At 54.8% G+C, this 23382-nt stretch carries 22 protein-coding genes and 3 pseudogenes; 15 read left to right on the forward strand and 10 right to left on the reverse strand.

The annotated features are described in order from the left end of the window. Positions 1 to 9 precede the first annotated feature (9 nt). The 8 genes from phnL to phnN all read left to right on the forward strand — a co-directional run bounded on the left by phnL (position 10) and on the right by phnN (position 7680). Complete coding sequence (phnL, locus tag N8E88_RS24965; RefSeq protein WP_262292938.1) at positions 10 to 720, forward strand: phosphonate C-P lyase system protein PhnL; 711 nt, start codon at positions 10 to 12, stop codon at positions 718 to 720. Positions 721 to 937: 217 nt separating this feature from the next. Next, positions 938 to 1771 carry a phosphonate ABC transporter ATP-binding protein gene (phnC, locus tag N8E88_RS24970; protein ID WP_262292939.1) on the forward strand — a complete coding sequence of 278 codons (834 nt, stop codon included), beginning with the start codon at positions 938 to 940 and terminating at the stop codon, positions 1769 to 1771. A 79-nt stretch (positions 1772 to 1850) separates the two neighbouring features. Further along, the gene (gene phnD / locus N8E88_RS24975; RefSeq protein WP_262295614.1) at positions 1851 to 2768 is read left to right on the forward strand and encodes a phosphonate ABC transporter substrate-binding protein; all 918 of its coding nucleotides are present in this window, start codon (positions 1851 to 1853) and stop codon (positions 2766 to 2768) included. A 72-nt stretch (positions 2769 to 2840) separates the two neighbouring features. Continuing rightward, the gene (phnE, locus tag N8E88_RS24980; protein WP_262292940.1) at positions 2841 to 3809 is read left to right on the forward strand and encodes a phosphonate ABC transporter, permease protein PhnE; all 969 of its coding nucleotides are present in this window, start codon (positions 2841 to 2843) and stop codon (positions 3807 to 3809) included. Between the two features lie 81 nt (positions 3810 to 3890). Next, entirely contained in the window at positions 3891 to 5141 is a 1251-nt protein-coding gene (gene phnE, locus N8E88_RS24985; RefSeq protein WP_262292941.1) for a phosphonate ABC transporter, permease protein PhnE, read from the forward strand. Between the two features lie 67 nt (positions 5142 to 5208). After that, positions 5209 to 5916: a DUF1045 domain-containing protein gene (locus N8E88_RS24990; RefSeq protein ID WP_262292942.1), complete on the forward strand. Its 708-nt coding sequence runs from the start codon at positions 5209 to 5211 to the stop codon at positions 5914 to 5916. A gap of 1 nt (position 5917) precedes the next feature. After that, positions 5918 to 7057, forward strand: coding sequence for an alpha-D-ribose 1-methylphosphonate 5-triphosphate diphosphatase (locus N8E88_RS24995; protein WP_262292943.1), 1140 nt, complete (start codon positions 5918 to 5920; stop codon positions 7055 to 7057). 8 nt (positions 7058 to 7065) lie between these two features. Continuing rightward, positions 7066 to 7680 carry a phosphonate metabolism protein/1,5-bisphosphokinase (PRPP-forming) PhnN gene (gene phnN / locus N8E88_RS25000; protein ID WP_262292944.1) on the forward strand — a complete coding sequence of 205 codons (615 nt, stop codon included), beginning with the start codon at positions 7066 to 7068 and terminating at the stop codon, positions 7678 to 7680. Positions 7681 to 7736: 56 nt separating this feature from the next. Here phnN and N8E88_RS25005 read toward each other — a convergent pair whose 3' ends face one another. Beyond that, positions 7737 to 8831: a porin gene (locus N8E88_RS25005; protein ID WP_262292945.1), complete on the reverse strand. Its 1095-nt coding sequence runs from the start codon at positions 8829 to 8831 to the stop codon at positions 7737 to 7739. Between the two features lie 342 nt (positions 8832 to 9173). Here N8E88_RS25005 and dusA point away from each other — a divergent pair, with 342 nt between their 5' ends. Further along, positions 9174 to 10130, forward strand: coding sequence for a tRNA dihydrouridine(20/20a) synthase DusA (dusA, locus tag N8E88_RS25010; protein WP_262295615.1), 957 nt, complete (start codon positions 9174 to 9176; stop codon positions 10128 to 10130). Between the two features lie 4 nt (positions 10131 to 10134). Here dusA and N8E88_RS25015 read toward each other — a convergent pair whose 3' ends face one another. The 3 genes from N8E88_RS25015 to cobS are packed head-to-tail and all read right to left on the reverse strand — an operon-like array spanning position 10135 to position 11868. Next, positions 10135 to 10839 carry a retropepsin-like aspartic protease family protein gene (locus tag N8E88_RS25015; protein ID WP_262292946.1) on the reverse strand — a complete coding sequence of 235 codons (705 nt, stop codon included), beginning with the start codon at positions 10837 to 10839 and terminating at the stop codon, positions 10135 to 10137. A gap of 6 nt (positions 10840 to 10845) precedes the next feature. Next, a complete protein-coding gene (locus tag N8E88_RS25020; RefSeq protein WP_262292947.1) occupies positions 10846 to 11076 on the reverse strand; it encodes a DUF1289 domain-containing protein in 231 nt (76 codons plus the stop codon). 18 nt (positions 11077 to 11094) lie between these two features. After that, positions 11095 to 11868: an adenosylcobinamide-GDP ribazoletransferase gene (cobS, locus tag N8E88_RS25025; RefSeq protein WP_262292948.1), complete on the reverse strand. Its 774-nt coding sequence runs from the start codon at positions 11866 to 11868 to the stop codon at positions 11095 to 11097. Positions 11869 to 11989: 121 nt separating this feature from the next. Here cobS and cobT point away from each other — a divergent pair. After that, positions 11990 to 13007, forward strand: a pseudogene (cobT, locus tag N8E88_RS25030) (nicotinate-nucleotide--dimethylbenzimidazole phosphoribosyltransferase). 42 nt (positions 13008 to 13049) lie between these two features. Here the strand turns inward: cobT and N8E88_RS25035 are convergent. Next, positions 13050 to 13497, reverse strand: a pseudogene (locus N8E88_RS25035) (DoxX family protein). Positions 13498 to 13588: 91 nt separating this feature from the next. Beyond that, complete coding sequence (locus tag N8E88_RS25040; protein WP_262292949.1) at positions 13589 to 15112, reverse strand: sensor histidine kinase; 1524 nt, start codon at positions 15110 to 15112, stop codon at positions 13589 to 13591. Positions 15113 to 15376: 264 nt separating this feature from the next. On the opposite strand from N8E88_RS25040, the gene N8E88_RS25045 reads away from it, so the two are divergent. The 4 genes and pseudogenes from N8E88_RS25045 (at position 15377) to N8E88_RS25060 (ending at position 17758) form a co-directional block, all read left to right on the forward strand. Further along, entirely contained in the window at positions 15377 to 15922 is a 546-nt protein-coding gene (locus N8E88_RS25045; RefSeq protein ID WP_262292950.1) for a thermonuclease family protein, read from the forward strand. Continuing rightward, positions 15922 to 16534 (forward strand): annotated as a pseudogene (locus tag N8E88_RS25050) (glutathione S-transferase family protein). The gene N8E88_RS25045 and the pseudogene N8E88_RS25050 overlap by 1 nt, the downstream one beginning before the upstream one ends. A gap of 21 nt (positions 16535 to 16555) precedes the next feature. Further along, positions 16556 to 17167, forward strand: coding sequence for a uracil-DNA glycosylase family protein (locus tag N8E88_RS25055; RefSeq protein ID WP_262295616.1), 612 nt, complete (start codon positions 16556 to 16558; stop codon positions 17165 to 17167). A 111-nt stretch (positions 17168 to 17278) separates the two neighbouring features. After that, complete coding sequence (locus tag N8E88_RS25060; protein WP_112528551.1) at positions 17279 to 17758, forward strand: Lrp/AsnC family transcriptional regulator; 480 nt, start codon at positions 17279 to 17281, stop codon at positions 17756 to 17758. A 25-nt stretch (positions 17759 to 17783) separates the two neighbouring features. Here the strand turns inward: N8E88_RS25060 and N8E88_RS25065 are convergent, their stop codons facing one another. Beyond that, positions 17784 to 18656: an NAD(P)-dependent oxidoreductase gene (locus N8E88_RS25065; protein WP_262292951.1), complete on the reverse strand. Its 873-nt coding sequence runs from the start codon at positions 18654 to 18656 to the stop codon at positions 17784 to 17786. 57 nt (positions 18657 to 18713) lie between these two features. Here N8E88_RS25065 and N8E88_RS25070 point away from each other — a divergent pair, with 57 nt between their 5' ends. After that, positions 18714 to 21173, forward strand: a complete 2460-nt coding sequence (locus tag N8E88_RS25070) for a penicillin acylase family protein (RefSeq protein WP_262292952.1) — start codon at positions 18714 to 18716, stop codon at positions 21171 to 21173. 1 nt (position 21174) lies between these two features. Here N8E88_RS25070 and N8E88_RS25075 read toward each other — a convergent pair whose 3' ends face one another. From N8E88_RS25075 to N8E88_RS25085, 3 genes are read right to left on the reverse strand one after another with little or no spacing between them, the layout of a single operon-like run. Next, positions 21175 to 21795 carry a glutathione S-transferase family protein gene (locus N8E88_RS25075; RefSeq protein ID WP_262292953.1) on the reverse strand — a complete coding sequence of 207 codons (621 nt, stop codon included), beginning with the start codon at positions 21793 to 21795 and terminating at the stop codon, positions 21175 to 21177. A 23-nt stretch (positions 21796 to 21818) separates the two neighbouring features. After that, positions 21819 to 22655 carry an ABC transporter permease gene (locus N8E88_RS25080; RefSeq protein ID WP_262292954.1) on the reverse strand — a complete coding sequence of 279 codons (837 nt, stop codon included), beginning with the start codon at positions 22653 to 22655 and terminating at the stop codon, positions 21819 to 21821. Then, positions 22652 to 23365: an ABC transporter permease gene (locus N8E88_RS25085; protein ID WP_262292955.1), complete on the reverse strand. Its 714-nt coding sequence runs from the start codon at positions 23363 to 23365 to the stop codon at positions 22652 to 22654. Before N8E88_RS25085 ends, N8E88_RS25080 begins: the two co-directional genes overlap by 4 nt. Between the last annotated feature and the right edge of the window lie 17 nt (positions 23366 to 23382).

A 23382-nucleotide genomic window follows, 5' to 3' on the forward strand; every position in this document is an offset into this window, starting at 1 on the left:
GAGAGAACTATGCCAACACCTCTCGTTGTTTCCGATGTCGCCAAGAGTTTTACCATGCATTTGCGCGATGGCATACGTCTGCCCGTGGTGGCAAATGTCTCGTTCTCGATCAAGTCTGGTGAGTGCGCTGTTCTTGGTGGCCCTTCCGGAGCAGGCAAGAGCTCGATCCTGAAAATGATCTACGGCAATTATGCCGTTGATCGCGGTCAGATCATCGTTCCTTACCGCGACCGGCTCGTTGACGTTGGCGCCGCCGATCCGCGCACGATGCTTGGCATCAGGCGCGACATGATAGGTTACGTGAGCCAGTTTCTGCGCACAGTACCGCGGGTTTCGGCGTTAGATGTTGTCGCTGAACCGCTGGTTGCACGCGGTGTTGATCGTACGGACGCACGCGACAAGGCCGCATCGTTGCTTGCCGGGCTCAATTTGCCTGAACGGCTGTGGTCACTGCCACCTGCGACGTTTTCAGGCGGCGAACAGCAGCGCGTCAATATTGCCCGCGGCTTCATCACGGATCATCCAATCCTGCTTCTCGACGAACCAACCGCATCGCTTGATGCCAAGAACCGCGATGTGGTGGTCTCGATGATCCAGCAGAAGAAGGACACGGGTGTGGCGATGCTTGGCATCTTCCACGACCAGGATGTGCGGGAAGCGGTAGCTGACCGGATCATAGATGTCACGGCATTTTCTGTACCGAATGGCATCGCAGCATAAGTTGGCCTTGGGCTTTCCTCGAACTTAAATCACTGGTTTTTCGGGAGCGGATCACACCAATTTGTGTGCCGCTCCCTTTCTCGTTTGCATGGGTTTTCTGTGGACAACATACCGCCTGAGAAAGCGATCCGAAGTTGTCACGTAACTGAAATGAAACTGCCATCGCAGGTTCACACAATCCCTCTAGGACGGAGCAGCGGCCAAAAGGGATTGACGAATGCTGAAGATTGAAAACGTGACGCGGCGCTTTGGCAGCACTATCGCCATCGACAGTGTCAATGTTGAAATTCCGCAAGGCCAGATGGTTGGCATTATCGGCCGATCGGGCGCAGGCAAGTCGACCTTGCTGCGTATGATCAACCGGCTTATCGATCCTTCCGAGGGGTCAATTCTCTTCGAGGGCACCGATGTCGCCAAGCTGCGCGGGGCACACCTGCGCAATTGGCAGCGCGACTGCGCCATGATCTTCCAGCAGTTCAATCTTGTGCCGCGCCTCGATGTTCTGACCAATGTCTTGCTTGGCCGTCTCAATCATCGTTCCACCATTAAAAGTCTTCTTGGCATTTTCTCGTGGGAAGAGCGTGCCATGGCCATTGCTGCCCTTGAGCGTCTCGATATCGCCAAGACTGCTTTACAACGCGCTGGAACGCTTTCCGGTGGTCAGCAACAGCGTGTCGCCATTGCCCGTGCTCTGATGCAAAACCCCAAAGTCATCCTTGCGGACGAGCCAATTGCCTCGCTCGATCCGCGCAATGCTCAGGTTGTGATGGAGTCGCTGCGTGACATCAATGAGAAGGAAGGCCTGACCGTTATCACCAATCTGCATACGCTTGACACCGCGCGGCATTTTTGCAGCCGTATCATCGGCATGCAAGGCGGCAAGATCGTCTTCGATGGCACACCGGACGACCTGACAGAGCTTGCTGCGCGCCGGATTTATGGCGCTGACGGCATGAAGGATGCATTTTCAGAAGCCATTACTTCCACAAGCATTTCGCGTGGCACGCCAAAGCCCATTCCCGAACTTGAGGCCATTCTCGCCGCGCGCTGAAAGAATCGTCTAGCCCACGTCACGGGCAACCATGAACAGATCACAAACTCAAACGGAAGTTTGACAGGAGAGAACGATGTTGCTCAAAAAAGCTCTACTTGGTGCAATCGCGATTGGCGCAATGCTTGCCGGTTCGATGGCCCGCGCCGAAAATCTCGAAACATTCCGCATCGGCCTGATTGGCGGCGAAAACGAAGCCGATCGCCTGCGCAACTATCAGTGCATGATCGATCAACTGCCCAAAGTCCTCGGGGTCAAGGAAGTTAAGCTCTTCCCGGCAACCGATTATGATGGCGTTATTCAGGGGCTCCTCGGCGGTACACTCGATGCTGCAGAACTTGGTGCGTCCGGATTTGCCAAGATCTATCTCACCAATCCGAAGGCAGTTAAACCCATACTTACAGACATGCAGACAGATGGTTCGACCGGTTACTATTCGATCATGGTGGCCCGCAAGGACAGCGGCATCAAGACGCTTGCCGATATGAAGGGCAAAAAGCTTGGTTTCGCCGATCCGGACTCAACCTCCGGCTATCTCATTCCTGTGACCTCTCTGCCAAAGGACATCAAGACTTCGGTCAAGGACTATTTCAGTGAAACTGGCTTCGGCGGCGGTCATGAAAACCTCGTTCTCGCTGTCAAGGACGGCAAGTTTGACGCCGGCACCACTTTCGGTTCAGGCGTCGGGAAGTTTGACGAAGGTTATTCTTCCGGCAATCTGCGCAAGATGGTCGACAAAGGCTTGATCGACATGAAGGATTTTGTCGAGCTGTGGAAGTCGCCACTGATCCCGAACGGCCCGATTGTTGTCCGTTCGTCGATGAACAGCGATATGATCGCCAAGTATAAGGAATACTTGATGAATCTGCCGAAGACCGATCATGCATGCTTCCTGGCGGCTTCCTCGACTGGCGGCGACCGCAAGGGCTTTACGGAAGTCAATACTGAATTCTACCAGCCAATCATCGATGCTCGTAAGGCTCAGATTGGCGGTTGATTTATATCATTTCCATCACGGCCAGATCAGTTGATCTGGCCGTGATTTTTTATGCTCTGGAAGGACAAGCCCATGAGCCGCGTCAATTCAACAGAACTAACGCCTGACGGTATTGAAATCGAGCGCCATTGGCAGGAGCTTGCCGGACGGCGCCGCGCGTATTCCTGGCTGATTGGGATCGGCCTGCTCATTGCTGTTTCAGGTTCGTTTTGGTTTGCAAACGATTCGAACGCTGGCAAGTTCTTCGACCGGCTTCCACATTTCTTTGATTTCGCCGGTGATCTTGTTCCGCGCGATGGCTGGGAAGTCTGGCGAGCGCTGTTCGACCTGCCGTCCCCATATTTCGATGGAAGTCTGAAATTCGACTACCCGGAAGGGCGCGTCTATGTTCTTGGCGCTTTCTACATTCCTGAATACTTCTACAAGATGCTTCAGACGCTAAACATCGCCATTATCTCCACCGTGGTTGGCGCGTTTTTCGGATTTCTGCTTTGCTTTCTAGCAGCCAAAAATTTAGTAAAAAACAAACTGATCCGATTTGTGGCGCGCCGCTATATGGAAATCCTGCGCGCATTTCCCGAGATTGTCATTGCCGGGTTCTTTGCTGCCATCTTATCGCTTGGGCCTATTCCAGCTATGTTGGCCGTAGGCATTCATACTATCGGGGCGCTTGGAAAGCTGTTCTTTGAAGTGGTCGAGAACGCCGATATGAAAGCAGATGAGGGGTTGCGCGCAGTCGGTGCCAACTGGTTCGAGCGCGTCGGTTTTGGCATTGTGCCGCAAGTGATGCCAAATTTCATGTCCTATGCTTTGCTACGCCTTGAAATCAATGTGCGCGCCTCAACGATCATCGGTGCTGTTGGCGGCGGCGGCATAGGCGAAGAACTGCGCCTGTCGATCGGGCGCGGCCATCAAGCAAAGACGCTGGCGATTGTGTTGCTGTTGTTAGCCACGATCATTGCTGTTGATCAATTCTCTGCCTGGCTCCGCCGTCGTCTCGTCGGCAATCAGGCATTTGCCTTCGGTGGGAAACTATCATGAACGCCATTTCTTCCGTAGCGGTTGCAGATTTCGAGATCCCGGTATCCAGCTGTCTTCAATCCCCCCGTCTGGAAGCGTTTCATGCCACTGATGATTGGTGGCGGCATAATCCTCTACATGCTCTATTGCTGGTGGTTTTTTTCCATTGGCACTGTGCTTGCGAGCGGCCAATGGCAACGCGCCGAACTCTATGCACGCGATTGGGTATCCTATGCGATCAGGACGACGATCCGCATGTCACCGACAGCGATGACCGTATCCTATCCCCGGTTCTCTGAACTCGGAGACAATCCGAAGCCGGACTGGGTAGTTCAGGCCGGAAACAATGTGACAGTGCTCTTTGGTAGCGGGAAATCGCTCGATATCAACGATCAACGGGTCATTGCCATGCGCGGCGACGAGAGTTTGACAGTCCTGATCGAAGCGGATGGCGCAAAGCCTCAGGGAACGATGCCCAAATGGGCGACGCTCAAGGAAGACCAGGTTACGGTCGACTTCGGTTTTGCGGGTCAGGCGGATATCATTCCCGAGCGCGTCGTGGTGAGTCGCCGCTTTCTCGGATGGGCGAATTTCGTCTTCGATACGAGTTCACCCTTCTGGAACAAATCTTTCGGCGAGGTCGCATCGCTGATCATTAGTGGCGAGCGTATCAAACCGGAGATGTCCAACGCGGCTTTGGCCTTCAACAACATTTGGTACAATTCGTCCTGGCAGCACGGCGATGTCTGGACGAAGCTGATGCAGACCATCGTCATGGCTTTTATCGGCACATTACTGGCGTCTCTGGTTGCGTTTCCATTGGCCTTCATCGCTGCCCGCAACATCATGCCAAATTTCTTTGCCAATCAGGTAACCAAGCGCTTCTTCGATTTTCTGCGATCGGTCGATATGTTGATCTGGGCGCTGTTTTTCACTAGAGCATTCGGTCCTGGGCCGCTTGCCGGTATTTCGGCGATTTTCTTCACCGACACGGGTACGCTCGGGAAGGTCTACTCGGAAACCTTGGAAAACATCGATGACAAGCAGCGCGAGGGCGTCAAATCCGTTGGGGCTTCGCCGATAAATGTCCAACGCTATGGTGTCGTGCCTCAGGTGCTACCCGTTTTCGCGAGCCAGGCACTATATTTCTGGGAGTCCAACACACGATCGGCGACGATCATCGGCGCGGTGGGGGCAGGCGGCATCGGTCTCAAACTGTGGGAAGCGATGCGGACGAACACCAATTGGCACAATGTCGCCTATATGGTGGTGCTCATACTGGCCGTGATCTTCATTTTCGACAGCATATCCAATGCACTTCGCTCACGCTTGATGGGAAAGCAACAGCATTGAGATACGATAGGGTTCAAAGGCTTGTCATAATTGGAGCGTAACGCGAAAGTGTTCCGGAGGAATCAATATGCGCTATGCAATCTATTTCACGCCGCCATCGAGTGACCCGCTTCTGAAGGTAGCGGCGAACTGGCTTGGCCGAAACGCCTTTACCGGTCAACCTGTACGGCCGCCGCAGATCCGCGACCTGGCGCATGAGGATTTCACGCTGTTGACGGCATCGGCACGTCGCTATGGCTTCCATGGTACTTTAAAAGCTCCGTTCCATCTTGCCGAGGGTTTTGAGGAGAAAGAGCTTTTGTCGGCTCTTATGCATTTTGCCTCATCTATGGATCCAGTTGAGATTCCGAAACTACAGATTGCCAACCTTGACGGATTTTTTGCACTGGTTCCAGAAGAGCCGGTGGCGCGTCTCAACCAGCTGGCGAACGACGTTATTGTCGCGCTCGACCGTTTCCGTGCTCCTCCGACTGACGAGGAAATCAAACGGCGCAATCCAGACAGAATGACAGTGTCGCAGCGGCGAAACCTCGAACAATGGGGTTATCCCTATGTTTTTGAGGATTTTCGCTTCCATATGACACTTACCGATACGGTGCCGGAGCGCGACCGCCCTAAAATCGAACGGATTTTGAGCGAATTCCTAGAACTGGTTCTGGAAGAGCCTGTTGAGATCAACAATCTGGCGCTTTTTACCGAAGCCGAACCTGGTTTCCCCTTTGAAATACACTCGCTGCATCCGCTTGCTGGAACCAACAGAAGAAAGTCCGCATAAAATGTCTGCCGAATTAATCTTGAACAACGCGAAAATCGTCCTTGAGGATGACGTCATCTCCGGAACGGTTGTGATCAGGGATGGCAAGATTGCCGATATCTCGGAAGGTTCTATTTCTGGCGGTGAGGATTTTGAGGGTGACTACCTTATTCCCGGACTGATCGAACTACACACGGATCATCTCGAAGGGCACTACATGCCGCGTCCGCGGGTGCGCTGGAATCCGATTGCTGCAGTCCTTGCCCATGACGCGCAGATCGCTACGTCGGGTATTACCACCGTCTTCGATGCTCTGCGCGTTGGGCTGGACGAGGATGCGGACATGTCCGCGGATGAAAGCCGCAAGCTTGCCGATGCGATTGAAGATAGCGTCGAACAAGGCCGTTTGCGTGCCGATCACTACATCCATCTGCGTTGCGAAGTGTCGGCGTCTGATTGTCTCGAGGGTTTCGCTCATTTCGACAATGACAGCCGCGTCCGACTGGCTTCTTTGATGGATCATGCACCTGGTCAGCGGCAGTTCGTCAGTCTTGAAACCTATGCCTATTATTACCAGCGTAAGCTCAAGCTCTCGGACAAGGAATTCAATGCATTTTGCGAGAAACGTATGGCAGAATCTGCAAAGAATTCCGGACCGCAGCGAAAGGCCATTGCCGAGCTATGCCGCGAGCGTGGGATTGTCCTTGCCAGCCATGATGATGCGACGCGCGCCCATGTGGACGAAGCAGTCGAGCAAGGCATTCACGTGGCAGAGTTTCCCACGACGCTTGAAGCTGCCGCTGCATCAAAACAGGCTGGCCTTTCCGTGCTGATGGGTGCGCCGAATGTTGTACGCGGTGGTTCGCATTCGGGAAATGTGTCTGCACGTGAACTCGCCGAACATGGTCATCTTGATATTCTATCGTCCGACTACATTCCGTTCAGTCTGATCCAATCGACCTTTTTCCTAGGAGAAACTGTTGACGGAATCACGCTTCCGGATGCGGTGCGTCTGGTAACCAAGAACCCGGCAAAGGCTGTGGGATTCGACGATCGCGGCGTCATCGAATTGGGTAAGCGTGCCGATCTCGTGCGGGTTCGTGTTGACGAGCATATTCCAGTGGTGCGTACAGTTTGGCGGGAAGGCCGCCGAGTCGTATGATGGCGGGAATGATAGAGCGCGCGCTCAACCCGGCATCTGCACCGCTGCGCAATGGTGCCTTCGTTGCCGTTGTCGGGCCGAGCGGGGCAGGGAAAGACACGATCATCGATTTCGCTCGCGCTGAGCTTAGCGAACAACCGGGCTATCATTTTGTTCGCCGCGTGGTGACCCGTCCGTCATCGGTAGATACGGAAGATCATGACACTTTGAGCGAAGAACAGTTCCTGGCAGCGAAGCGGGCAGGAGAATTCTCTCATTTCTGGGAAGCTCATGGCTTGCACTACGGCTTGCCGAAATCTATTGACGACGAGATCGAGCGCGGAGCCGTAGCGATTGCCAATGTCTCGCGCGGCGTGTTGCCGGCGCTTCGTACAGCCTATGCCAATTTCATCGTGGTGCACATCACGGCATCGCATGAGGTTCTGGCAAAGAGGTTAGCTTCACGCGGGCGCGAAGATGCCGCAGAAATCCAGCGCCGCCTGATGCGGGCTGCTCCCAATCCCTGCGATCCGGCAGATGCGATTATGATCGACAATTCCGGAGCGGTTTCGGTGGCTGGCAACGAGTTCGTTGCAGTCCTGAAGAAGTCTGCAGCGTTTGCTGCTGTTTCGGAACAGATTTAACTCAGTTTTAGCAGAAATCCGAAGGCACGCCCTCCGGATCTCAAGCTATTCAACGTTTAGAAATTGCGCTGAAAGCGGACGATCCCGCCGAACGCATCATCGCTGCCGCCTTCAAGAAGGGCCTCATCCTTACGGGCACCGTCAAACTTGGTATAATTGAGCTCAGGCGTGATCGTGAAACCTGGAACGAGTTCGTAAGCCACGTTGAGAGCAAGAGCGTAGGTGCCCTCGGATTCATAGGCAGCCTGACCGTTGATTGTCGCCTTGTCGGAAACCTTGGCGGCGAAACCGCCCCAAGCTGCCCAGTCGCCTTCCCACAGGCCGTACCAATTCTTATTGGTATTGGTCACGAATGAATCCGGGTCATAATCGGATTGATAAGCGCCCATTACCCAGGCCGAGATCGTATCGGTGAATTTCACATCCAGACGTGCCTTGACGCCAATGGCCTCTTGCACCGAGTCGTAACCGATAATACCGGAGATCGTTCCCCAGCCCTGTTCGAATTTCGCGCCTGCAAGAACGTGGGGCATGTAGTCGTCGATAGTGTAATCGTAGTCCCCTTCGGTCGAGCCCTGTTCAGCGGCAATAATAGCTGAGAAACCGTTGCCAGCCTTATAGGTATAGCTGATCTCGTTACTGGAGAAGCTATCGCTACCATATTGGATCACATCATCATTGACGATATCACCAGCATAGCCGACCCATGAACCGAATATCGCGTCGTTGACGCCGATCTGGAAGCCGCCGAGTTCAATATAGGCCTGATGAAGGGTACCACCATCGTCCTCTCCATTAGTATACTGGAAGCGGCCGTCAATATAGGAGCGCAATGTGCCGAGTTCGGTCTCAGAGCGCGCGTCAAATCGAAGCTCGGCGCGAGTGCTTTTGCTCCAGGTGTCGTGCTCGCCGCCTACACTGCCACCGGTATAGACATCGTCACCAGCAGCTGCATCGTAACGCAAATAACCGCCGATCTTCAGGCAGGTTTCGGTTCCTGGGATATAGAAGAAGCCAGCGCCATAGGCGTCACATACCCTCACGTATTCAACAGGCTCGGGTTCGGCCACGACCACCGCATCTGCAGCGCGGGCGCTCGATGCCGCTATGAGGGCAGCAGCCGAGCCGAGGAGGAAGCTTTTGATGTTCATTTCCAATCTCCGGTTAAAAAGATAGTCACAAGCTCATGTCCCCAACGGATGCATATTCCTGTTTGTTGACAGGCGCAAAACCTAAGCCTTATCGAACTGCGGGTTCTGAAATGGTTGTTGCGATTTTACAACGAGATCCCAAAACGGTGCGGTTTCACCGAAGGATCAACATGACTGGCGGATTGGACAATCGCCGCTCTGCGTTTTATGAGGACGATCAGGTGTTGGTGAGCGGTGGCTGGCACACTATATGCGCCAAACAGACAAGCGGACGTTTTCATAGTGATTAACCGAGTCGATATAAGCGAAAACTACAAGCGTAATCGTTTTGCGGTAGCGCCGATGATCGATTGGACGGATCGCCATTGTCGGACCTTCCACCGACAATTCACGCGCCATGCCTTGCTCTATACGGAGATGGTTGTTGCCGACGCTGCGATCCATGGAAATCGCGAGCGCATTCTTGGGTTTGCAGAAGCGGAACATCCCGTCGCGCTGCAACTCGGTGGGTCCGATCCTGTCAAGCTGGCTGAAGCAGCACGCATCGGCGAAGCCATGGGCTACCAGGAAATCAATCTTAATGTCGGGTGCCCGTCTGACCGCGTTCAATCCGGCACATTCGGCGCTTGTTTGATGAAAACGCCGTACATCGTTGCGTCAAGCGTCGAGGCGATGAAGCAGGCGGTCGCAATTCCCGTGACGGTCAAGTGCCGCATCGGTGTCGACGATCAGGATACGGAAATGGCTCTTGATGAACTCGCGAACGGTGTCTTCCATGCTGGTGTAGATGCGTTATGGGTGCATGCCCGCAAGGCTTGGCTGAAGGGGCTGTCACCCAAGGAAAACCGCGATATTCCGCCGTTGGATTACGCTCGCGTCTATCGTCTGAAACAGCAAAATCCGAGTCAATTCATAGGGATCAATGGCGGCATTCAGACGCTCGATGAAGCGCTTGATCATTTGAATCATGTTGACGGTGTCATGCTTGGCCGCGCGATTTACCACAACCCGATGCTATTGCTTGAAGTCGATAGAAGTATATACGGCAGCGAAGGCGCGGTGCCTTCAATCGGCGCGATCATAGATCATATGTGCGACTATGCGGATGCGCATATCGCTCGCGGCGGTCGGTTGTCGCACATTACACGGCACCTGGTGGGTCTGTTCCACGGCGCGGCCGGTGCACGGCGCTGGCGACAAATACTGTCGACTGAAGCCAATCAAACAGATGCAACGAGTGCTGTAATCCGGCTAGCGTATGCGGCGATCGAGACCGTGTCGACGGATAAAGCGGCTTGAATTCCTAGTCTGAGAGAACAAGCCGGTCGCCGCGCACGGAAAAGCCGCTGAGTGTATTCAGGAAATTCATGCCGAGCAGGCTGTCTGCCATTTGCCCATCCGCAGTCACCATGGCACGAATGTTATGACGTTTGATGGCACCTATCGTGATGCTGTCCAGTGTGATGCTGGCTGCGGTCGCCATGCCATTGGCGGTCATGATCGGCGTTTTGTAGGAGAGCTTGTCCGGATCGAGCCCGGCGCGGCGAGCATCTTCCGCCGAGAGCACGATCGATGAGGCGCCCGTATCGATGATGAATGGTACCGTCGCACCATTTACGTCACCGCGAACCTCGAAATGACCTGTATCCGCCTTGGCCAGCGTCACTGTGATTGTGCCGTCGCCATCTCGATTGGAGATAGGGCTTCCAGGGATCAGCCCTGCCGTTATCCGGTGGCCAACGTCCTGCAATTCGTAGCGGTATTGATAGCCGGCAACGATCGCGAGAAAAATGACGACCCACATTGCCATGCTGCGTAAAAAATGGCTGAGCGGAATTCCCGAGCCGAGCAGGGCCGAACCGAGTACCACACCCCAGACACCCATGTAGGCGAAACGGGCAAAATCGTCGTTGGCAATGCCCAGAGTTGAACCACTGTCATTGTTGGCCATCAATAGCAGCAAGGTTGCGCCAATCAAGGCAATGATGATCCAGAACAAGCGGCCCATCTTCGACTAACCTTCCTGCTTTTCGCGCGCCATGCGGCTACGCCTCGTTTCGCGGCGCGGGCGCCGTTCAACCGTCTCGAGCCGGCCCGGCAGGCCCGCCATGACGTTGCGGCGAACCTCCGGCGACATTGTTGACCATGCACCTATTTCCTCGCGCGTGCGCCCGCAACCGAAGCAGAAACCGGTCTTCATGTCGATGGCGCAGACGAGGATGCAGGGTGACTCGATGATGCTCATTTCAAAGATTTGGTACGGCTAAAGTGCAATGACAAGACCGAGCAGCAGTGAAATTGTCGCGAGTTGCTGCATGGCTCCCAATGTATCACCCGTTTGTCCGCCGATCTTTTCGCGGCAAAGTGCGGAAAAACCGACAAAGACGAGCGCCGTCAAACATGCTGCGACGACGATTGCCAGTGGCCCGCCAGCAGCGCCATAGCTGATTGCAAGAGCGACAGCGCCGAGAATCAGGGCAAAGTTGGCCGCTTCGGCAGTTGGCGCCCCCGCTTGGTCGGCGACGCCGCCCGCCCGTACGGACGGCAGGCTCTGCCAGAACTTTGCCATGACGGAGCGGCTGACGGCTTCTGTCCCTATGATGATGGCTAGCGCATGGATTACACCGACCTCGTCGAGTATCGTGGCAAGCAACGCTGTCCGCAAGAACACAGAGACAATCAATGCAATTACACCGTAAGACCCCGCCGCGGAATCCTTCATGATCTCCAGCCGCCGGTCAATCGACGTCCCGCCGTAGAAGCCGTCAGCTACATCAGCAAGCCCGTCCTCATGCAATGCACCGGTGGTGATGATCAATGCGACGACAATCAATAACGCCGAGACGATCTCGGGAAGATCAAGTGCATGCGCGATCAGCAGGACGAGCGAAGCGGGCAGGGCGACAAGCATACCTGCCACGGGAAAGCCGCGTACAGTACTACTGAGCGAACCGTCATAGCCTTCGAACCAGCGCTGCGGGACGGGCAGTCGCGAGAGAAAGGCCAGCGCCCGCATCGTGTCATTTACCAAATCCATGCCGCAGCCCCTGACTCACCGAGGTCGCGACACTCTGCGCCGCGAGTTGACCTTTGCGTTTTCTCTCCCAGCGCTTATAGGACAGTGGTTGCTATTTTGCTATGAAGACGCAAGGTATATCATGACCACTGGCCTGCCGTTTGACGATTTTCGTACTCTCATCGAGACATTGCCTGGACCTGACGAGGTTGCAATTGCTGCCGTGCGCAAGCGCGATGCGACGTTGACGAAGCCACCGGGTGCACTTGGGCGTTTGGAAGAGATTGTCGAATGGCTTGCCGCGTGGACCGGGCGTTCGCGTCCGCAGATCACCCGGCCGCTTGTCGCGGTCTTTGCCGGCAATCACGGCGTTACCGCCAAGGGTGTCTCGCCCTATCCCTCCTCAGTCACGGCGCAGATGGTCGAAAATTTCGCGGCGGGCGGCGCCGCGATCAACCAGATCTGTATCGCCAATGACCTTGGTCTGAAAATCTTTGACCTGGCGCTCGAGTACCCGACTGCTGACATCACCGAAGAAGCAGCCATGGACGAAAAAACCTGCGCAGCGACCATGGCGTTCGGCATGGAATCGATCGCTGGTGGTACTGACCTCCTTTGTATCGGCGAGATGGGGATTGGCAATACGACGATTGCCGCGGCGATATTTCATGGTCTCTATGGCGGTACTGCAGAGGAATGGGTTGGTCCAGGCACGGGTGCCAACAGCGAGGGAATGAGACGCAAGGCCGATGCCGTGCGCACCGCAGTCGCACTCCACGCTTCGCATTTGAAAGATCCGCTCGAAGTGCTGCGACGCCTCGGCGGGCGTGAAATCGCTGCGATGGCAGGTGCCATTCTTGCTACACGTGTTGAAAGAATTCCGGTTATCATCGATGGCTATGTTGCCACGGCTGCCGCGGCCATTTTACATGCCGCGAGATCCGGAAGCGATCGACCACTGTCTGTTCGGCCACGTCTCAGCGGAGCCCGGTCATCGCAAGGTTTTAGAGAAACTTGGAAAAAAGCCATTGCTCGACCTTGGAATGCGGCTCGGCGAGGGTACTGGCGCGGCACTTGCTGCGGGCATCGTCAAGGCAGCAGTACTTTGCCATAGCGGTATGGCGACGTTCGATCAGGCCGGCGTCAGCAATCGCGATTGATCAAAAAGCCCGCAAAGGCGGGCTTTTTTATACGGTAGGAGTTCAAAACTCTTTGCCGATCCTGGCGTCGACGGAGTGGTTGCTCGCGCCACGAATGACAAAGAAAAACAGGATTGCCGTCCACAGGATGGATTTTTCCGAACCGCTCCAGCCTTGTCCCTGCACAAAGCCGTGGAAATATATGGTGACTGCAAGCACGATCGCCGTAGCGAACGCTGCAGGGCGCGTGAGCAGACCGATGGTAAGTAAAATGCCGCCAAAAAACTCGGTGGCGGCGAGAAGCGGCGACCAGAACACGCCCGGATAAAAGCCGAGGCCTTCGACCATTTCCGCCGAGCCCATCGGATTGACTATCTTGCCCGAGCCGTGCACGACGAGTGCGGCACCGGCCACCATCCGCAGGGAGCGTTTCCGAGATATCACCCAGAGCCGCATAGATGCCACCAAGGCCGGGGATAATCAAAGCACGGTTATTGCCGTTCGAATTCATTGAGAAATGTTCCGTTCGTTGTTGCGCTGCCCACGAGCAATGCAGGGCCATCCACCAACGAGCAAATAACAATAAATTGAACTTGAGTATTCTAGGCAGCTTTTTTCTGGAAAGGCTTGTTGTGCTTTGCCTGGGTGCCCTGAAGGACACGACTGCGGGGGAACGTAGCGAGTGCTTCCGTCCCTTCGCGCAACTTGGAGAACAGATGAAACTCGCCATCGTGGACGTGAACCAGCGCCTGAACGATGGGAAGACCGAGACCAGTTCCCTGTTCGGCGTTCTTGATTGCGATCGACCCTTGGCCGAAAGCTGAAAGAACGATGGGGATCTCTTCCGGCGGGATTCCTGGTCCAGTGTCGCGGACCGAAATGTATTGTCCACCTCCTGCGGTCCAGCCCACTTTGATATAGATCTTGCCGTTCGGAGGCGTGAACTTGACCGCATTGGCCATAAGATTGAGCAATATCTGGCGAATAGAGCGCTCATCGGCCGTGAGGCGCAGCATCCCGGTTTCGAACTGTGGTATAAGGGCGATATCCTTGTTGCGGGCCTTCAAATTCATCATGTGGATGCATTCGCTGGCAATGTCGGTCAGCAACAGCGGCTCATCGTTGATGGAGTATCGCCCTGCCTCGATCCGGCTCAGATCGAGTATTTCATTGATGAGGTTGAGCAGATGTTCGCCAGAAGCATGAATATCGCTGGCATATTCCCGGTATGTCCCGTTCTGGATCGGCCCAAGTACTTCCTTGGCCATGACCTCCGAGAAGCCGAGGATAGCGTTGAGGGGCGTGCGCAGTTCGTGGCTCATCGAAGCCAGAAAACGCGACTTGGCGAGATTGGCTTCCTCCGCACGCCGTCTGCCTTCATCAGACATGGCGTTCGCCGTTTCGAGTTCGGCGATCAAAGCGTCTTTCTCAGCTTGCAATGCCAGAGTGATTGCAACGGATTGGTTGAGCCGGGTTGCAACCAGATAGAAAAAAGCCAGCCCGGCAACCAGCATGATCACCATCGTTGCCTGCACTGGATTGTCAAAATGCGTCCAAGCCAGCAGGGTATAGGTCAGGACTGGTAAAGCGAACGCCGCTAAAATCGCCGCGCGAAGCGCCGATGAAATAATCGCGGTAATCGCCATTACCAGAATAATGACCACGGCCTTGATCACCGGAAACAGATTGGTACCGCAGGCTGTGCATTCGAGGAAGGTGAAGTAGGCCCATCCCAGACTAGTCATGAAATGGCCACCCAGATAGATCATTTGCCATTTCCGGATTTCCTCGTTGGCCAGCCCTGTTTTCTCCAGGTGGCGCGCGAGAAGCCCCAGTATCGCATAGAGTCCAATGGCGAAGCCGGCCCATAAAACGATCGTCCTGTCGAAACCGGCGAACACACCTATGACGACAATCATGGCTATCAGAAGCGGAATAGTAGCTGAGTTGATAATCAAAGCACGCGTATGCATGAAGAGCAGTTCGCGATCGAAATGATGGATGCCTGCGCGCTCCATCAGGCGGTCACGCGCTCCGCGCATGACGACAGTCAGATCCTTGTTACGCGGCAATTTGCGGCGATCAACAATATTCTTGTCTGCACTGGTCGCGTCGAGTGATGCCATGCGCCTCGTTCCAGATATATCCATAGCTCTGCACTTGTGGCAGCATTGCATCGCAAGGCTATTCAGAAATGATTAACACTCCATCAAACCAATACAGCAAATGGTATCGATCGGATTAGCTCCAAGGACCTATTTGAACCTTATGAACCTTCTTGTTTCGATGAAGCGACGATGAACCGAGGATACCGCAGCTATCGTCGCAGATGGCGGCGCCCGCCGCCGGCACCGCGTTCCTTCGGGCGCAAAGTTGTTGACTACAGCCTGATGGTGATCTTCTTTGTGCTGGTCGCCCTGCTGGCGGCTAAGCTCAGTCAACCCAAAGCTCCGACACAATTGCTGGCGGGAACAGCCTATGTCATTGACGGCGACACGCTTTCCATTTCAGGCAACCATATTCGTCTCCAGGGTATCGATGCTCCAGAACTCGATCAGAGTTGCGGTGCCAATGCTTGTGGAAAAAGTGCCAGGCAGACGTTAGTTCAGCTGATCCAGGGCAGACCAGTTCGCTGCGACGGGTATGGTCACGACAAATACAATCGCAGCCTGGCCATCTGCTTTATTGGCCCGATAAATCTCAATCGTGCCATGGTAGAGGCTGGACAGGCGATCGCTTATGGCGATTATCGTGATGTAGAGCTCCAGGCTCGAAGAGACAAAAAAGGTCTGTGGTCCGGAAAATTCGAGACACCGCAAGATTGGCGCAGGGAGCATGAGCAGGTGCCGGAAGTGCCGGGACAGCAACCGACCGCTGCGCCGGACCTGATTGACCAATTCGTAGGATGGATCCGTGGTTTAGTGGGAGGACTCTGATGAAGCTATACGATGGAGGGCGCGCACCCAATCCACGCCGCATTCGTATTTTCTTGGCGGAAAAGGGCATCGAGGTGCCTTTGGTACCGATTGACATGAGCGCCATGGAACATAAGACGCCTGAGTTTACAGCTCTCAATCCATTTCAGCGGCTGCCAGCGCTTGAGCTCGACGATGGTACGGTTATCAGCAGAATCGGTGGCAATCTCGCGCTACTTTGAGGAATTGCATCCCGACCCGCCTTTGTTTGGTATGGGCGCCGTTGGCAAGGCGCAGGTGGAAATGTGGAACCGCCGCGCTGACCTCCATGTCCTTACCGTCGTGATGGCAGCATTTCGTCATACGCACCCTGCTATGGTCGAATGGGAGGTTCCGCAGATCCCGGCTTGGGGCGAAGCCAACCGGCCGAAAGCGCTGGCGTCGATGAAGGTCATGGATGATCAACTCGCCGCGAATGAGTTCTTGGCAGGTGATGAGTTTTCGATTGCCGATATCACGCTGCTTGTGTCGATCGACTTTTTAAAACTCGCCAGGATACAAATGCCCGAAGAGCTGGGTAACCTCCGGCGCTGGCACGATGCAGTGTCGAGTCGCCCCAGCGCCAAAGCGTGAGATTTGAGCGACTTGCTGCCAATGCTCGATACCTTGTCGTCGGAAATCAAGGCGTGCCGGATCTGCCGGGACGCTCCACGGTATGGCGTGCCTCTTCCGGATGAACCCAATCCGGTGTGCGTGCTTTCCGCAACCGCGCGCATTGTCATTTGCGGGCAAGCGCCGGGCATTCGCGTCCACAATACCGGTTTGCCGTTCAACGATCCCTCTGGTGTCCGCCTACGGGATTGGCTCGGCGTCGATCGCGAAACATTTTACGATCCGGACAAGTTCGCTATTGTCCCGATGGGGTTTTGCTTTCCGGGCTATGACGCGCATGGCAGCGATCTTCCCCCTCGGCGCGAATGCCGCGAAACATGGCACGACCGTGTGTTTCGGTCCATGCCGCAGATTGAACTTGTTCTGACGATTGGCCAATATGCGCAAGCCTATCATCTCGGAAGCCGTCGCCGCGCCAGTATGACCGAAACGGTGTCGAACTGGCGCGATTACTTCGAGCCAGAATCGGGGCCGTCAATTCTCCCGCTTCCGCATCCTTCATGGCGCAACAGCTCCTGGTTGAAAAAGAATCCCTGGTTCGCGCAAGAGGTTCTTCCGTTGCTTCAGGAAAAGGTCAGAATTCTAAGTTCATAGGCTTTAGGACGAAATTTTTGCCGAGTTTGAAAAGTTTAGAATAATTTTCTTGTACGCTGCCGGATTATCAGACCATAAAGTATCTCATTCCAACGGGAACTGTAAGCAAAGATGGACAGACTCGATCGAAAGATACTTCGTCTCCTGCAAGAGGATGCAACGCTCGCGGTAGCGGATGTTGCCAAGAAAGTTGGACTTTCGACAACGCCTTGTTGGCGCCGCATCCAGAAGCTGGAAGAAGATGGCGTGATTCAGCGCCGTGTCGCCATCCTGGACCCTGTCCGTGTTAATACGCGAGTCACAGTCTTCGTCTCTATCCGTACCGGATCTCACAGCAATGAATGGCTGAAGCGCTTCTCCGAAGTTGTTCAGGAGTTCCCGGAAGTGGTTGAATTCTATCGCATGAGCGGCGATGTAGACTATCTACTGCGCGTCGTCGTGCCGGATATTGCTGCCTATGACGCAGTCTACAAGCGCCTGATCAGCAAGATCGACATTCGGGATGTATCGTCTGCGTTCGCCATGGAACAGATAAAGTATACCACCGAACTGCCGCTCGATTATATGAGCATCGAGAAAGAGTCGAATTGAGGCTCTTTTCTCTCGCGTGACTGGATTATTTTTTCTCCAGTCGCGCCAGCAGGGAAGACGTATCCCAGCGATTGCCGCCCATGACCTGGACATCCTTGTAGAATTGATCCACTAACGCAGTTACCGGCAGCTTGGCATTGTTGCGGTTGGCTTCCGCGAGGCAGATACCAAGGTCCTTGCGCATCCAGTCTACCGCAAAGCCGAAATCATATTTCCCGGCATTCATCGTCTTGTGGCGGTTTTCCATTTGCCAGGAACCAGCGGCGCCCTTGGAAATCACCTCGATGACTTTCTCGATATCGAGACCCGCTTGTTTGCCAAAGTGAATGCCTTCCGCAAGACCCTGGACCAATCCTGCAATACAAATCTGATTGATCATTTTGGTCAATTGTCCGGCACCGGCCGATCCCATCAGACCAACCATCTTGGCGAAGGATTCGATGATCGGCTTTGCCTGGTCGAATGCGCCTTGTTCGCCGCCGACCATAACGGTGAGCGCACCATTTTCGGCGCCCGCCTGACCACCAGATACGGGAGCATCAAGAAAGTGGAAGCCATGCTCGCGGGCTTTCGTGTCGAGTTCCCGGGCAACTTCAGCAGATGCTGTGGTGTTGTCGATGAAAATGGCGGCTTTCTTCATTGACTGGAATGCGCCGTTTTCACCGATCGTCACCGCGCGCAAATCATCATCATTGCCAACACATGAAAAGACGAAATCTTTGTCCTTTGCCGCTTCCTCCGGCGTTGGAGCGTAGGCGCCACCAAATTGCTGGGCCCATTTCTTTGCCTTCTCGCTGCTGCGATTGAAGACCGTAACGTCGTGGCCGCCGCGCGATTTCAAATGACCCGCCATCGGATATCCCATGACGCCAAGACCAATAAAAGCGACTGTTGCCATTCCCTAGTTTCCTCTGTCAGATAGACCATGTGGTGAGTATTGGGGGACGTTAGGACAATGCGGCAGATCATCAAAGGCCTATTGTGGATTGTTTTCTCTCTCATCCCCATCGCATTGCTAAGCGCCGTCCTCGGTTATGTCTGGCTCGCACGCTCGGTAGCGCCCGCATCAGGAGAGATGGTTCTCACCGGTCTGTCCGCGCCGGTCACCGTCACGCGCGACAAGAATGCGGTGCCGCATATTAGCGGTAACTCGGTTGAAGATGTTCTGGCGGCTCTTGGCTTTGTCCATGCGCAGGAACGCCTCTGGCAAATGGAAGTGAACCGCATGGCGGGACAAGGACGTCTGTCCGAGTTATTCGGCGACAAGACTGTATTCACCGACCGCTTCATCCGCTCGATTGGCCTTTATGAATCGGCCCAAAGCTCCGCCGCATCGCTGGACGAGGCGGACCGGAAGAAGATCGATGCCTATGTGCTAGGAATCAATACGTTTATTGCCGGAACGGGGCCGACTTTTGGTTCCAAATATTCGCCGGAATTTGTCGTACTAGGGCACACCCCGGAAAAATGGACTCCCGCCGATGTGATTGTGACGCTGAAATTGATGTCGGTGACGCTGGCCGCCAACATAGATGACGAAGTTTTGAGATTGAAGTTTGCCCGTCTTGGCATGAGCGATGCAGAGATGATCGATTTGCTGCCGCCGGTGTCGGACGATCTGCCACCGTCTTTGCCGAACCTGCGCCAGGTTCTCGGCTTGCCCAGCGGCACGCTCAAGGCGGGCGCGGCAGAGGCTGAAAGCCAGTTTGCAGCCGTGAACGAGATCATGTCCACCGGCGCTTCGAACAATTGGGTCGTAGGTGGCGCCCGAACCCAGACCGGCAAGCCGATCCTCGCTAATGATCCGCATTTGGGCCTGACGGCACCCTCTCTCTGGTATCTCGCGCACCTGCAGGTCAAGAATGACGACGGATCGTCGAAAAACCTCGTCGGTGTCACGCTGCCAGGAGCGCCGTTGGTACTGCTCGGACGTAATGACAAGGTGGCGTGGGGCTTCACAAATACCGGATCCGATGTTCAGGACATTTTTGTTGAAAGGATCAATCCTGCCAATCCCGATGAATACCAGACACCTCAGGGTTTCTCACCGTTCGAAAGAAGCTCCGTATCCATCAAGGTCAAAGGCAGTGACACTGTAACCTTTGACCGCAGGACCACACGTCACGGTCCGGTCTTGCCTTCGGATTATCGTGGGCTTGATCATTATCTACCAGATGGCACTGTTGCATCCTTGTCCTGGACTGCTTTGGCTGGCGATGACAAGACCATCTCTGCCGGATTGAAGCTTTGGGATTTTGCCAGTGTCGTGGATTTCCAGAACGGGATGCGCGAATTCGTAACGCCGATGCAGTCAATTGTGATTGCAGATGCCGATGGAAATATCGGTTTGATCGCTCCCGGCAGGGTGCCAGTGCGTGATCCTGCCAATCAAATCATGGGGCGAGCACCATCCCCGGGTTGGGACGCCACCTATGACTGGAAGAGCTTTATACCCTACGAGGAATTGCCGCGCGTCTCTAATCCCGCAGACAATGTTCTTGCGACTGCGAATACGAAGATCGTCGATGCGAGTTATCCGCATTTCCTCACCTTCGACTGGGACGAACCTTGGCGCTTCGAGCGCATAAAGACACTGATCTACGGTGCAAACCAGCAAACGCTGGAAACCAACAGCAAGGTTCAGGGCGACGCCTTGGACAATGCCTTTGCCGCTTTGGCTCCGGTCATGCTGAGACTGATCGATGGACGGAGTGATGTCGACCTCGATATTACCAAACAGTTGCAAGCGTGGGATTTTGTCGAAGACCGCGAGCGCATCGAGCCGCTGCTGTTCAGTGCTTGGTTGAGGATGGCGACGAAGCGCATTCTTGAAGACGATCTTGGCGACGCCTTTCCATCCTACTGGCAGGGCCATGTCGACGCCATGTTGCGCTGGCTTGGGCCATACCCGGCGCGTGATTGGTGCGACGACGGCCGCACGCCGGAGAAAGAAAGTTGCGGCGATATTCTGGCGCTATCACTTGCCGATTCGATCAAGGATATGGATACGCGTCTTGGTTCGGACCGCACGAAATGGACTTGGGGGACGTTACACTATGCTTACGGAGCACACCGGCCGTTTTCGCAGGTTAGCCCCCTCGACCAACTCTTCAATGTCACCGTACCTGTGTCGGGCGGTGCCTATACGCTGAATCGTGGCAAGTCGTCGTTCATGGATGAAAGCAATCCGTTTCGCGTGGCGCACGGCACCAGCTATCGTGGGCTGTTCGACCTCGCCGATCTCAATCGCTCGACATATATCCAGACGACTGGCCAGTCGGGAAATGTATTTTCATCGAACTATCGTGATTTCGCTCAAAAGTGGGCTGACACTGAGGCCATCACCATTCCCACCGATGAGCGAAGCTATCAGGACGGTCTGCTGGGCGTGTGGCGTCTGAAGCCAAAAGAATGATCTAGGTGAGGGCGGTCATCACTGTCTTCTGGTAGGCAGGACGCAGCTTCAAACGTTCATACCAGGATTCAAGATGGGGATGATCCGGGCGCTCAATCGGCATTTCGAACCAGGCATAGGCAAAGCAGCCCACGGGAATATCGCCGATGCCGAACTTTGAGCCCGACAGATAGGGCTGCGAGGCAAGCGCGGTATCAACAATAGCGAATAGTTTGCCGCAAGCCTGGAGTCCTTTTTCCATGGCTGCATTATCGCGTTCTTCTGCTGACATACGCACCCGATTCCAGAACAAGTCGCGGAAAGGACCGGCGAGGGTGGAGGTCGCCCAGTCCATCCATCGTTCCGCTTTCGCCCGCGTTGCTGCATCATCGATATAGAGCGTCGACTGTCCATACTGTGCGGCGAGATAGCGAACAATCGTGTTACTTTCCCACAGCACCAAATCCTTGTCTTCCAGCGTCGGTACCAGTCCGTTCGGGTTCATTGCCCGATAAGAAGGATCGGATACGACGCCATAGGCGCCTCCTGCGGGGATGTTTTCGTAAGGAACACCGACTTCCTCGGCGGCCCAAAGCGCCTTCTTGACGTTGGTCGAGTTGGTACGGCCCCAGATTTTAAGCATGGCAGATTCTCTTTGGTTTGGTCTTAGCGTATGAGATGACGTGTGATGCGACGCTCCAACCAATCCCAGATATGCCGAATGATTTCCACCAAAATCAGATAAATGATTGCAGCCCAAAGATAGGCCTGGAAATCGAACGTTCTGGAATAGGCGAGTCGCGTATAGCCCATCAGATCGTAAACCGTGATCAGAGCAACGATTGCTGAACCCTTGATCATCAGGATGATCTCGTTGCCATAAGGCCGCAATGCCACGATCAGAGCTTGCGGCAGGATCACCTTCCAGAAGGTAACGAATTTCGAAATGCCGAGCGACGCCGCTCCTTCCCATTGGCCGAGCGAAACGCTGCGAACCGCGCCGCGCAATATTTCAGCCTGGTAAGCGGCTGTGTTGAGTGCAAACGCCAGCAGAGCGCAGTACCAAGCCTCGCGGAAAAACGTCCAGAGACCAACTGCTTCTAGTTGGGGCTTGAATGATCCGAGGCCGTAATAAAACAGAAAGACTTGCGCGATGAGCGGTGTTCCCCGGAAGAAATAGACGTAGGCGTAGGCGATTGATGAAGCGATGCGGTTCTTGCTCATTCGGCCAAGGGCCACCGGTACCGAAATCAACGCGCCCAGCAAGATTGACGACCCGACAAGCCCGATCGTGGTCTTGAGTCCCGCTAGATACGTGGGTCCGTATTTCTGAATGAGCTCGGGGTTCCAGGCACTATAGAGATAGACGAGCAGCCCAACCAGAAGAGCGATCCAAAGACCCACAAGCAGATGGCCGACGATCCGGCTCCGGGTCCATTTTTTGGGCGGCGCCGGAGGACGCGAGACTGTCGCTGGCCGCGCGTTGATGAAGCTTTCCGTCATCGCTTTGCCCCGCTCTTGGCCGATGAGCGTTCGATCGCGTCGATAACAAAGGACGAAAGAATGGCGAGCACGAGATAAATCATGCAGGCTGCACCAAAGAACAGGAAGGCGTGCTTCGTAACACGAGCCGCAACGCCAGTCTGGCGCAATATATCCGCAAGCCCAATGGCCGAAACCAGGGCTGTGTCCTTCAGCAGGATCATCCACAGATTAGCCAGCCCAGGGAGCGCGATGCGGATCAATTGCGGCAGAATGACCTTGCGCATCGTCTGACCGCTGGAAAGTCCAATGGCATAGCCGCCCTCGTATTGGCCCTTCGGTATCGCACGGAATGCGGAAAGGAACACTTCGCTGGCATAGGATGAAAACACGGCGCCTAGCGCGAACATGCCGGCAATGAATGAATTGATTTCAATCGTGCCTTGGTAACCAAGCAGCTGCCCCAGCTTCTGAATGCCGATCTGCGCGCCGAAATAGACCACGAACAAGGTGAGGAGCTCAGGCAAGCCCCGAAAAATAGTCGTGTACATGTTTGCGGCAAGTTTGACAGAACGTTCCGGTGATTGCTTGCCAAGTGCGACGAAGAAGCCGATCGCCAATCCGACCGGTAACGTGGCCAGTGCGAGACTGACTGTTACCAGAACGCCGCTTGCAATGCTCGGGCCCCAACCGCCCTCGCCAAAACCCAGTAACGCTATTGAGCCTTCCATAGGCAACTTTCATATTT

Source organism: Phyllobacterium zundukense (genome assembly GCF_025452195.1).
Taxonomy (GTDB): domain Bacteria; phylum Pseudomonadota; class Alphaproteobacteria; order Rhizobiales; family Rhizobiaceae; genus Phyllobacterium; species Phyllobacterium zundukense_A.

What these genes read in the sequence shown, in the direction of transcription:
- phnL (WP_262292938.1), top strand. Translation starts at nt 10, where the DNA reads ATGCCAACACCTCTCGTTGTTTCCGATGTCGCCAAGAGTTTTACCATG.
- phnC (WP_262292939.1), top strand. Translation starts at nt 938, where the DNA reads ATGCTGAAGATTGAAAACGTGACGCGGCGCTTTGGCAGCACTATCGCC.
- phnE (WP_262292940.1), top strand. Translation starts at nt 2,841, where the DNA reads ATGAGCCGCGTCAATTCAACAGAACTAACGCCTGACGGTATTGAAATC.
- phnE (WP_262292941.1), top strand. Translation starts at nt 3,891, where the DNA reads ATGCCACTGATGATTGGTGGCGGCATAATCCTCTACATGCTCTATTGC.
- N8E88_RS24990 (WP_262292942.1), top strand. Translation starts at nt 5,209, where the DNA reads ATGCGCTATGCAATCTATTTCACGCCGCCATCGAGTGACCCGCTTCTG.
- N8E88_RS24995 (WP_262292943.1), top strand. Translation starts at nt 5,918, where the DNA reads ATGTCTGCCGAATTAATCTTGAACAACGCGAAAATCGTCCTTGAGGAT.
- phnN (WP_262292944.1), top strand. Translation starts at nt 7,066, where the DNA reads ATGATAGAGCGCGCGCTCAACCCGGCATCTGCACCGCTGCGCAATGGT.
- N8E88_RS25005 (WP_262292945.1), bottom strand. Translation starts at nt 8,831, where the DNA reads ATGAACATCAAAAGCTTCCTCCTCGGCTCGGCTGCTGCCCTCATAGCG.
- dusA (WP_262295615.1), top strand. Translation starts at nt 9,174, where the DNA reads ATGATCGATTGGACGGATCGCCATTGTCGGACCTTCCACCGACAATTC.
- N8E88_RS25015 (WP_262292946.1), bottom strand. Translation starts at nt 10,839, where the DNA reads ATGGGCCGCTTGTTCTGGATCATCATTGCCTTGATTGGCGCAACCTTG.
- N8E88_RS25020 (WP_262292947.1), bottom strand. Translation starts at nt 11,076, where the DNA reads ATGAGCATCATCGAGTCACCCTGCATCCTCGTCTGCGCCATCGACATG.
- cobS (WP_262292948.1), bottom strand. Translation starts at nt 11,868, where the DNA reads ATGGATTTGGTAAATGACACGATGCGGGCGCTGGCCTTTCTCTCGCGA.
- N8E88_RS25040 (WP_262292949.1), bottom strand. Translation starts at nt 15,112, where the DNA reads ATGGCATCACTCGACGCGACCAGTGCAGACAAGAATATTGTTGATCGC.
- N8E88_RS25045 (WP_262292950.1), top strand. Translation starts at nt 15,377, where the DNA reads ATGGTGATCTTCTTTGTGCTGGTCGCCCTGCTGGCGGCTAAGCTCAGT.
- N8E88_RS25055 (WP_262295616.1), top strand. Translation starts at nt 16,556, where the DNA reads ATGCTCGATACCTTGTCGTCGGAAATCAAGGCGTGCCGGATCTGCCGG.
- N8E88_RS25060 (WP_112528551.1), top strand. Translation starts at nt 17,279, where the DNA reads ATGGACAGACTCGATCGAAAGATACTTCGTCTCCTGCAAGAGGATGCA.
- N8E88_RS25065 (WP_262292951.1), bottom strand. Translation starts at nt 18,656, where the DNA reads ATGGCAACAGTCGCTTTTATTGGTCTTGGCGTCATGGGATATCCGATG.
- N8E88_RS25070 (WP_262292952.1), top strand. Translation starts at nt 18,714, where the DNA reads ATGCGGCAGATCATCAAAGGCCTATTGTGGATTGTTTTCTCTCTCATC.
- N8E88_RS25075 (WP_262292953.1), bottom strand. Translation starts at nt 21,795, where the DNA reads ATGCTTAAAATCTGGGGCCGTACCAACTCGACCAACGTCAAGAAGGCG.
- N8E88_RS25080 (WP_262292954.1), bottom strand. Translation starts at nt 22,655, where the DNA reads ATGACGGAAAGCTTCATCAACGCGCGGCCAGCGACAGTCTCGCGTCCT.
- N8E88_RS25085 (WP_262292955.1), bottom strand. Translation starts at nt 23,365, where the DNA reads ATGGAAGGCTCAATAGCGTTACTGGGTTTTGGCGAGGGCGGTTGGGGC.